Below are 8,718 nucleotides of genomic sequence, written 5' to 3' on the forward strand. Positions count from 1 at the left end.
CCTGATAGACCCGTCGCCGCTGAACCGAAAGGCTTGTCCCTGATTTGCGCCGACGATCCGCTCAGCGCGTCGGGACGGGATGCTCGCCGCGATAGTCGTAGAAGCCGCGCCCGGTCTTGCGGCCGAGCCAGCCGGCCTCGACATATTTCACCAGGAGCGGGCAAGGGCGGTACTTGGAGTCCGACAGGCCGTCATGCAGCACCTGCATGATCGACAGGCAGGTATCGAGCCCGATGAAGTCAGCCAGCTGCAGCGGCCCCATCGGATGGTTGGCGCCGAGCCGCATCGCGGTGTCGATGGCGTCGACCGAGCCGACACCCTCATAGAGCGTGTAGATCGCCTCGTTGATCATCGGCAGCAGGATGCGGTTGACGATGAAAGCAGGAAAATCCTCCGAGACCGTGATCGTCTTGTCGAGCTGCTTCACATAGGTCTTGGCTGCCTCGAAGGTCTGGTCCTCGGTGGCGATGCCGCGCACCAGTTCGACCAGCTTCATCAGCGGCACCGGGTTCATGAAATGTATGCCGATGAACCGCTCGGGCCGGTCGGTCTGCGCGGCAAGCCGCGTGATCGAGATCGACGAGGTGTTGGTCGCCAGGATGGCTTCGGGATTGAGCTGCGGACAAAGCTGGGCGTAGATCTTGCGCTTGACCGTCTCGTCCTCGGTCGCCGCCTCGATCACCAGGTCAGCACCCGCAAGATCGGCCATCGCGGGCGCGGCCGAAATGCGGCCCATCGCATCGTTGCGCACCTTCTCGTCGAGCTTGCCGGACCCCACCTGGCGGGCCATGTTGCCGCTGATCGTGGCGATGCCCTTCTCGATGCGGTCGGGCGAGATATCGTAGATCAATACCTTGTAGCCTGAAAGCGCGGAGACATGGGCGATGCCGCCACCCATCTGGCCCGCGCCGATGATGCCGATCGTCTCGATCTTGCTCATTACACCGATCCCGTCCTGAACCCTTCCGCTTGAACTGCGAAAGCGCTCCACCTTTTATTTTACCGCAATCCCGGACGCAAAACCGCTGCGCACTTTTGCTGGATTGCTTTCAGCCTTTGCGGCCTGCTTTTTGTGCGGTGCAAACTAAAAGGGCGGGGCGACTTCGTCTACCCCACCCTCACCATTTAATACGCTTTGGCAGAAAGCGTCAAAGCGCCTTTTGCAGTTCCGGCAGGATGACGAACAGGTCGCCGACGAGGCCGTAGTCGGCAACCTGGAAAATCGGCGCCTCCTCGTCCTTGTTGATGGCGACGATGACCTTGGAATCCTTCATGCCGGCAAGGTGCTGGATGGCGCCGGAGATGCCGACCGCGATGTAGAGATCGGGGGCAACCACCTTGCCGGTCTGGCCGACCTGCCAATCGTTCGGCGCATAGCCGGCATCGACGGCGGCGCGGGAAGCGCCGACCGCGGCGCCGAGCTTGTCGGCAACCGGCAGGATGACCTCCTGGAATTTCTCCGAGGAGCCCAGCGCGCGGCCGCCCGAGATGATGATCTTGGCCGAGGTCAGCTCCGGACGGTCGGTCTCGGAAAGCTTGTTCTCGATGAAGGTGGAGAGGCCCGGATTCGCCGCGGCCTTAACGGTCTCGACGGCTGCCGAGCCGCCCTCGGGGGCTGCCTGGAAGGAGGCGGTGCGCACGGTGATCACCTTCTTGGCGTCGCTCGACTGCACCGTCTGGATGGCGTTGCCGGCATAGATCGGCCGCTTGAAGGTGTCGGGCGATACGACTTCGATGATCTCGGACACCTGCGCGACATCGAGGAGCGCAGCCACGCGCGGCGCGACATTCTTGCCCGACGAGGTCGCCGGCGCGATGATGGTGTCGTAGGCGCCCGCCAGCGACACAATGAGCGCTGCCGTCGGTTCGGCCAGGCGCTCGGCAAGCTCGTCGGCCTCGGCCAACAGCACCTTGCTCACGCCCTTCAGCTTGGCGGCAGCGTCGGCTGCCGGCTTGGCGCCCTTGCCGGCAACCAGCACATGCACGTCCGAGCCGATCTGCAGCGCGGCCGACAGCGCCTTGGCGGTCTGGTCGGAAAGGGTTGCGTTGTCGTGTTCTGCAATCAGAAGAATAGCCATTGATGATATTCCTGACTTTCGTCTTCGCGGCTCCCTGAAATCCGGTCAGGCCGAGTCGAAAACGGTTGGTTTCGAGAACCGGAGCGGAGCGTACTTCTGTACGTGAGCACCGGAAGCGGAGAAGCCAGCCGTTTGCAGGCCGGCCTCATCGGATTTCCTTACAGCACGCCGGCTTCGTTCTTCAGCTTGTCGACCAGCTCAGCGACGCTCTTGACCTTGACGCCTGCCTTGCGGCCGCTCGGCTCTTCGGTCTTGATGACCTTCAGCCGCGGCTTGACGTCGGCGCCGTAGTCGGCCGGGCTCTTCTCGTCGAGCTGTTTCTTCTTGGCCTTCATGATGTTGGGCAGCGAGGCATAGCGCGGCTGGTTGAGGCGAAGGTCGGCGGTGACGATCACCGGCATCTTCAGTTCCACCGTCTGCAGGCCGCCATCGACTTCCCGCGTCACCTTGGCCTTGTCGCCGTCGAGCACGATCTTGGAGGCGAAGGTGCCCTGCGCCCAGCCCAACAGTGCCGCCAGCATCTGGCCGGTCTGGTTGGAATCGTCGTCGATCGCCTGCTTGCCGAGGATGACGAGGCCGGGCTGCTCGGCGTCGACGACGCCCTTCAGCACCTTGGCGACGCCGAGCGGCTCGGTCTGTTCGTCGGTCTTGACCAGGATGGCGCGGTCGGCGCCCATGGCGAGCGCCGTGCGCAGGGTTTCCTGCGCCTGCTGCGGGCCGATCGAGACGACGATGATTTCTTCCGCCTTGCCAGCTTCCTTCAGCCGGATCGCTTCTTCAACCGCGATCTCGTCGAACGGGTTCATCGCCATCTTGACGTTGGCGAGCTCCACCGCCGAACCATCAGCCTTCACGCGAACCTTGACGTTCGCATCCACAACCCGCTTCACGGGCACAAGGATCTTCATTTGCCTGTCACCTCTTCACGCTAATTGGGCGCGCTATAACAGCCTGCACCCGTTCTGAGTTGTCGAAAGCCGACATTCCAGGTGGAAATTCTGGCCGGATGGAAATTCTGGTCTTTGCCCGCCTTAGGTTGCGGCGGAGACGTTTCCGTAGTTGCGGCAACCCTGCACGTCAATACGCTGCAAGTGGCTCAAATCGGTTCAGTCCGAACTGGAAGCGTTTCCGCGTCCCCAGCGCGGTGTCGCGGCGGGTTGATCGGGGATCAGCGGTTCCGTGGCAACCGGCGGCTGGGCGGGCGCGGCGGGCGCGACGTCTTCGTCGGCGCCGGCAAACAGCGGCACGCCGCGGCTACGCAAGACAAGCACCAGAACGGCGCCGGCGATGATGCCGCCGATATGGCAGGCCCAGGAGATCTGATCCTCGCCGCCGGCGGCAAACATCACCACCTGGAAGAGGACCCACAGGATGAGCGGGATGAAGGCCGGAATGCGCAGCGGGATGCGGGCGAAGGCCAACACCCAGACCTTCACCCTGGGATAAAGGATCAGATAGGCGACGACCACGCCGGCGATGGCGCCCGAGGCACCGATCAGCGGCACCTGCGAGTCCCAGGCGACGAGGCCCTGGAAGGCGGCGCCGGCGATCGCGCACAACAGGTAGAAGATGAGGTAGCGGATGTGACCGAGCGCGTCCTCGACATTGTCGCCGAACACCCACAGGAACAGCATGTTGCCGCCGAGGTGGAAGATGTCGGCATGCAGGAAGGAATAGGTGAGGTAGCTCAGGCTTTCGGGGATGACGATAAAACGGGGATCGAGCTCGGCGGTGTCATGGACGACCGACGGGATGAAGCCGAGACCAAGCACGGCGGCATTGGAGAAACTCTCGCCGCCGAGCGCGGTGGCGAGGTAGACCAGGGCGTTGGCCACGATCAGCCCGATGGTCACATATTGCAGGCGGATGTGGCGCAGCCTGTTGGTGTCGTAAAGCGGGATGAACATGCCCCAGGCCCTCTTCCGCTTTCGACAATCAGCGGTTCTTGCCGGGAACCCATAGCACGTCGGCGTTTCCGTTGTCATTGACCGCCCGGGCGGCGACAAACAGGAAATCCGAGACGCGGTTGATGTATTTCAGACCGTCGCGGTTGACGTGCTCGTTCGGGTCCTGGGCCAGTGCGACCATCAGCCTTTCGGCTCGCCTTGCCACGGTGCGGGCAAGGTGAAGTGCCGCCGCCGCCGCTGTGCCGCCATTGAGCACGAAGGATTTGAGCGGCTGAAGCTCCTTGTTGAGAAGGTCGATGTCCTTTTCGACCCGGTCGGTCTGCACGGCGACGATGCGAAGCGGCTCATAGCCGAGCGGCTTGCCGTCGTCGGGTACGGCGAGATCGGCGCCGAGATCGAACAGATCGTTCTGGATGCGGGAAAGCATGGCGTCGATCGCGGGATGGGCCGCGGCCGTGTGGACCCTGGCGATGCCGATGCAGGCATTGGCCTCGTCGACCGTGCCGTAGGCCTCTACCCGCAGATCGGATTTCAGCCGCCTCTCGCCGGTGCCGAGACCCGTGGTGCCATCATCGCCGGTGCGGGTGTAGATCTTGTTGAGCTTGACCATTTCGCCTCCCCGGCCGCCGGCATCCTCACTTGCGGGTGAAATACACCGCCAGCAGGATCAGCACCAGCGCCACGGCCTGCAGCATGACTCGCGCCTGCATCAGCTTGTTCGAGGTGACGCCGGAGCCGCCGCGCATCATGTTGATGAGGCCGCGAACAAGCACGACCGCAACGGCGACCATGACCAGAATGGCGAGAATGTTGAAGACGGTTGCCATTGCTTCGTTCCAGTTGGTTGGCGTTCAGGCGCGTTTGGCCATCAGGCGGTAAAGCATCGATGCCGGCAGGATGCGTCTGAGCACCGCGCCGATCCTGGCGGGCACTGTTACCACATAGTGCGGGCGTGGGCGCCGCGACAGAAGTGCATGGCGCAGCGCCGCATGAACCACTTCCGGCCCTGGCTTCAAGGCCGATTGGCTGCCGCCGGCCCGCAGTCGCTCGAGTTGCGCCGCATAGTCCACGCGGTGCACGGAATTCTCGTGGTCGATGTTGCTGAGAAACCAAATGAGGCCATTGCTGGCGATCTTCGACTTCACCGGCCCCGGCTCGATCAGCGAAACGTGGACGCCGCTGCCGGCCAGTTCCTGGCGCTGGCAGAGCATCAAGGCCTCCAGTGCGTGCTTCGACGCCGAATAGGCGCCGCGAAAGCGCACCGGCACGAGGCCAAGGATCGACGAGCAGTGGACGATGCGGCCCTGACCCTGGCGGCGCATCACCGGCACCAGCCGGCGGGTCAAATCATGCCAGCCGAAGAAATTCGCCTCGAACTGCTGCTTGAGCGCGGCAACGGGCAGATCCTCGACGGCGCCCGGCTGCGCATAGGCGCCGTTGTTGAACAGGGCGTCGAGCCGGCCGCCGGTGCGGTCGAGCACCGCCGTCACCAGCGCGGCGATGGAGTCCGGCTCGCAATAATCGAGATAGAAGGCCTCGATGCCGTCGGCCTCGAGCGCGGCGATGTCCTGCGGCTTGCGCGCCGTTGCGAACACCCGCCAGCCCTCCGCCTTCAACGCGCGGGCGCAGTACGCGCCTATTCCCGAAGACGCACCGGTGATGATAATCGAGCGCAACTTCTGCGCCGGACTGTTCGTGGTTTCGCCAAGGGTTGCCATTTGCCGCAATCCCTTCCCATATTCCCGGCGTGGAGACAATTGGAGGGCGCGGTTCTTGTTGCGGAAGATCGTAGCCCTCAAGCGGGTCCTCTACGACGCACTTGGCCATTTCAACACCGATGACGGCTGGGCGATGGCCAGCCATCTGGCGATCACCTCGCTGATGGCGCTGTTCCCGTTCCTGATCTTCGCGACGACGCTGGCGAGCTTCCTCGGCGCGCAGGCGTTCTCCGACACGGCCGTGCATCTGGTCTTCGACACCTGGCCCGAACAGATCGCCAAGCCGATCGCGCGCGAAGTGCTCAATGTGCTGACCGTCAGGCGCACCGACCTTTTGACCTATGGTGTGGTGCTTGCGGCCTATTTTGCCTCGAACGGCATCGAGGCGCTGCGCACGTCGCTCAACCGCGCCTACCGCGTCTCGGAAACGCGCGGCATCATCTACCGCCGGGTGCAGAGCATCATCTTCGTGCTCATCGCCACGGCCGGTTTCCTGGCGATCAGCGTGCTCCTGGTGTTCGCGCCGCTGCTGGCGCGGCTCGCCGAAGCCCATATCGACTGGATCAAGCCCTATATGGGCACCATTACGCTATGGCGTTACGTCATCGCTTCGGCGGTCATTGTCGGCGGATTGTTTGCCGTCCATTTCTGGCTGCCGGCGGGCAAGCGCCGCTTCGTGTCGCTGGTGCCGGGCATCGTCTTCACGCTGGCGGCATGGCTTATCGGTTCGACCATCTTCGCCACCTATCTCGACCACTTCTCGTCCTATGTGACGACCTATGCCGGCCTGGCCTCGATCATGATCGCCGTGGTCTTCCTCTACATGGTGTCGGCGATCTTCATCCTCGGCGGCGAGCTCAATGCCGCGATCAGCCGCTATCTGGAGGCGCGTGCGCGGGTGGGATGACAGGGCGAATTGAGGAATTGAAGAACTGAAGAATTGGAGAAAAAGCGGGCCATATCCGGCGCTGTCTGTGCTTCTTCCTCAATTCCTCAATTCCTCAATTCCTCAATTCCTCAATTCCACAGTTCTTCCCTTGGCCTGCCGCGCCGTTGCCAGGCCGACGCCGAATGTCGTGATCGCCATGCCGGCAATCTGAAGTGCGTTGAGCTGCTCGTCGAACAGGGCCCAGGCGATGATCGCCGTCACCGCCGGCACCAGGTAGAACAGCGAGGCGACCTTCGACATCTCGCCGTCGCGGATCATCACCATCAGCAGGAAGATGGCGCCGAGCGACAGCACCAGCACCAGCCAGGCCATGGCGAAGATGAGTTCGCCATTGATGACGACCGTGTGGGTTTCGAAGGCGAGGGAGGCGACGAGCATCAGCGAGCCACCGCCGACATATTGCCACATGGTCGCCGCGACGAGGTCGCCGCCGGAGGCAAAGCGCTTCTGCCAGATGGTGCCGGCGCTCATGCCGAGCACCGAAACCAGCGAGGCTGTCAATGTCGCCGCGGTCACGCCGCCGCCGAGCGCGCCGAGCTTCGGCCACAGCACGATGACGATACCGATGAGGCCGATGCCAAGGCCAAGCCAGTGACGCGGCAGGATCGCCTCGCCGAGGAATTTGCCGGCCAGCACCGCCGTGATCAGCGGCTGCAGGCCGACGATGAGGGCCGAAAAGCCGGCCGGCATGCCCCTGTGGATGGCCCAGAACACAGCGCCGAGATAGACGCCATGCATCAGGATGCCCGCGCCGGTGGCATGCAGCGCCTCCTCGCGGGTGGCTTTTTTCGAACCCAATACAAGCATCAGGACGGCCAGCAGGATGGCGGCGATGACGAACCGCGCGGCGAGGAAGGTGAACGGCTCCGCCCATGGCATGGCGTAGCGCGCGCCAATGAAGCCGGTCGCCCACAGAACGACGAAGGTGGCGGGAATGAACCGCTTGATGCTGTGCATGTTCCGGAGTCCGCCGCACTGGAGAGAATTGCCGTGGCGATGCTCTAATCCCGTTCACCCCGGCGCGCAAAGCGAAACGGTTGATCCATAGATCACCGGAATTCAACGCCGGCCCATCTGGGGTGGCTTCTTGGTCTCACCGGGCTCAAAGCCCGACCATTCGCCTGATGTCGTCAGGCGATGCGCCGGCATGGCGCAAGGCGGCAAGGCCGGTATCGCCCAGGCTCTTCGACAGTTTTCGCCCGTCGGGCCCGAGGATGAGGCGATGATGGAAATAGGCGGGTTGCGGCAGTCCCAGGAGTTGCTGCAGCAGGCGCTGCACGCCGGTGGCGGAAAACAGATCTTGTCCGCGCACGACGTGGCTGACACCTTGCAGGGCATCGTCCATGACGACGGCGAGGTGGTAGCTGGTCGGGATATCGCGGCGCGCCACGATCACGTCGCCCCAGTCCTGCGGACGGGCTTCGATCGAGCGTGTCGCGGAAAGCGTCTCGTCGGCGAATTCGGTCCAAGACAGGTCCTTGCCGACACGCGCCAAGGCGGCATCGACATCCAGCCGCCAGGCGAAGGGCGCATTCCCGGCGATCCGCCGCTGGCGTTCCTTGACTGGCAGCGCCTTGTCAGCGGCGGGGTAGAGCGGCACGCCATCGGGATCGCGCGGCCAGTCGCGCCCACGCTTTTCACTGTCGGTGATGAAGGCGCGGATCTCGCCACGGCTCATGAAGGCGGGATAGACGAGTTCCTCCCGGACCAGCCGCTCGAGCACCGCCTGGTATTCGGCGAAATGCTCGGATTGGCGGCGCACCGGCTCTTCCCAGCCAAGCCCCAGCCATTTCAGGTCGGCAAGCACGCCGGCCTCGAATTGCGGCGTGCAGCGCGTCGTGTCGATATCCTCGATGCGCAGCAGCAGGCGGCCGTCCGCCCGTGCCGCCAGCTTCTGGTTGAGCAGCGCCGAATAGGCGTGGCCGAGATGCAGGTCGCCATTGGGGCTGGGCGCGAAGCGGAATGTCAGGAGTGTCATCTCTGCGGCGGCAATCGGGTTGTGCGGCGGTTTTGCCAATTGCTACCGTGCTGCCGGTTCAGGAACAAGAAAGCATGCAGCGTATCGC

At 63.7% G+C, this 8,718-nt stretch carries 10 protein-coding genes; 1 reads left to right on the plus strand and 9 read right to left on the minus strand.

The window, feature by feature from the left end; translation table 11 throughout:
* Positions 1–61 precede the first annotated feature (61 nt).
* The 7 genes from EN879_RS14595 to EN879_RS14625 form a co-directional block, all read right to left on the minus strand.
* Positions 62–940, minus strand: coding sequence for a 3-hydroxybutyryl-CoA dehydrogenase (locus EN879_RS14595; protein ID WP_013529423.1), 879 nt, complete (start codon positions 938–940; stop codon positions 62–64).
* 208 nt (positions 941–1,148) lie between these two features.
* Positions 1,149–2,078, minus strand: a complete 930-nt coding sequence (locus EN879_RS14600) for an electron transfer flavoprotein subunit alpha/FixB family protein (RefSeq protein WP_024503779.1) — start codon at positions 2,076–2,078, stop codon at positions 1,149–1,151.
* A 158-nt stretch (positions 2,079–2,236) separates the two neighbouring features.
* On the minus strand, positions 2,237–2,986 hold the full coding sequence (locus EN879_RS14605; protein ID WP_013529425.1) for an electron transfer flavoprotein subunit beta/FixA family protein: 750 nt from the start codon (positions 2,984–2,986) through the stop codon (positions 2,237–2,239).
* Positions 2,987–3,184: 198 nt separating this feature from the next.
* Entirely contained in the window at positions 3,185–3,985 is an 801-nt protein-coding gene (locus EN879_RS14610; RefSeq protein ID WP_127274110.1) for a rhomboid family intramembrane serine protease, read from the minus strand.
* A gap of 28 nt (positions 3,986–4,013) precedes the next feature.
* Positions 4,014–4,595 carry a cob(I)yrinic acid a,c-diamide adenosyltransferase gene (locus EN879_RS14615; RefSeq protein WP_013529427.1) on the minus strand — a complete coding sequence of 194 codons (582 nt, stop codon included), beginning with the start codon at positions 4,593–4,595 and terminating at the stop codon, positions 4,014–4,016.
* A 25-nt stretch (positions 4,596–4,620) separates the two neighbouring features.
* The gene (locus EN879_RS14620; protein ID WP_013529428.1) at positions 4,621–4,812 is read right to left on the minus strand and encodes a twin transmembrane helix small protein; all 192 of its coding nucleotides are present in this window, start codon (positions 4,810–4,812) and stop codon (positions 4,621–4,623) included.
* Between the two features lie 24 nt (positions 4,813–4,836).
* A complete protein-coding gene (locus EN879_RS14625; RefSeq protein ID WP_013529429.1) occupies positions 4,837–5,703 on the minus strand; it encodes an SDR family oxidoreductase in 867 nt (288 codons plus the stop codon).
* 55 nt (positions 5,704–5,758) lie between these two features.
* On the opposite strand from EN879_RS14625, the gene EN879_RS14630 reads away from it, so the two are divergent.
* Positions 5,759–6,610 (plus strand): YihY/virulence factor BrkB family protein, encoded by an 852-nt coding sequence (locus EN879_RS14630; protein WP_013529430.1) that lies wholly within the window; start codon positions 5,759–5,761, stop codon positions 6,608–6,610.
* Between the two features lie 102 nt (positions 6,611–6,712).
* Here the strand turns inward: EN879_RS14630 and EN879_RS14635 are convergent, their stop codons facing one another.
* A complete protein-coding gene (locus tag EN879_RS14635) occupies positions 6,713–7,609 on the minus strand; it encodes a DMT family transporter (RefSeq protein WP_063169083.1) in 897 nt (298 codons plus the stop codon).
* Between the two features lie 145 nt (positions 7,610–7,754).
* Positions 7,755–8,630 carry a tRNA glutamyl-Q(34) synthetase GluQRS gene (gene gluQRS / locus EN879_RS14640; RefSeq protein WP_063169082.1) on the minus strand — a complete coding sequence of 292 codons (876 nt, stop codon included), beginning with the start codon at positions 8,628–8,630 and terminating at the stop codon, positions 7,755–7,757.
* Positions 8,631–8,718: the final 88 nt, after the last annotated feature.

The organism is Mesorhizobium sp. M7A.F.Ca.AU.002.02.1.1, from assembly GCF_003998535.1.
Lineage (GTDB): Bacteria > Pseudomonadota > Alphaproteobacteria > Rhizobiales > Rhizobiaceae > Mesorhizobium > Mesorhizobium ciceri.

Excerpts from the sequence above, each read along its gene's own strand:
- EN879_RS14595 (WP_013529423.1), bottom strand. The coding sequence starts at position 940 with ATGAGCAAGATCGAGACGATCGGCATCATCGGCGCGGGCCAGATGGGT.
- EN879_RS14625 (WP_013529429.1), bottom strand. The coding sequence starts at position 5,703 with ATGGCAACCCTTGGCGAAACCACGAACAGTCCGGCGCAGAAGTTGCGC.
- EN879_RS14610 (WP_127274110.1), bottom strand. The coding sequence starts at position 3,985 with ATGTTCATCCCGCTTTACGACACCAACAGGCTGCGCCACATCCGCCTG.
- EN879_RS14615 (WP_013529427.1), bottom strand. The coding sequence starts at position 4,595 with ATGGTCAAGCTCAACAAGATCTACACCCGCACCGGCGATGATGGCACC.
- EN879_RS14600 (WP_024503779.1), bottom strand. The coding sequence starts at position 2,078 with ATGGCTATTCTTCTGATTGCAGAACACGACAACGCAACCCTTTCCGAC.
- EN879_RS14635 (WP_063169083.1), bottom strand. The coding sequence starts at position 7,609 with ATGCACAGCATCAAGCGGTTCATTCCCGCCACCTTCGTCGTTCTGTGG.
- gluQRS (WP_063169082.1), bottom strand. The coding sequence starts at position 8,630 with ATGACACTCCTGACATTCCGCTTCGCGCCCAGCCCCAATGGCGACCTG.
- EN879_RS14605 (WP_013529425.1), bottom strand. The coding sequence starts at position 2,986 with ATGAAGATCCTTGTGCCCGTGAAGCGGGTTGTGGATGCGAACGTCAAG.
- EN879_RS14620 (WP_013529428.1), bottom strand. The coding sequence starts at position 4,812 with ATGGCAACCGTCTTCAACATTCTCGCCATTCTGGTCATGGTCGCCGTT.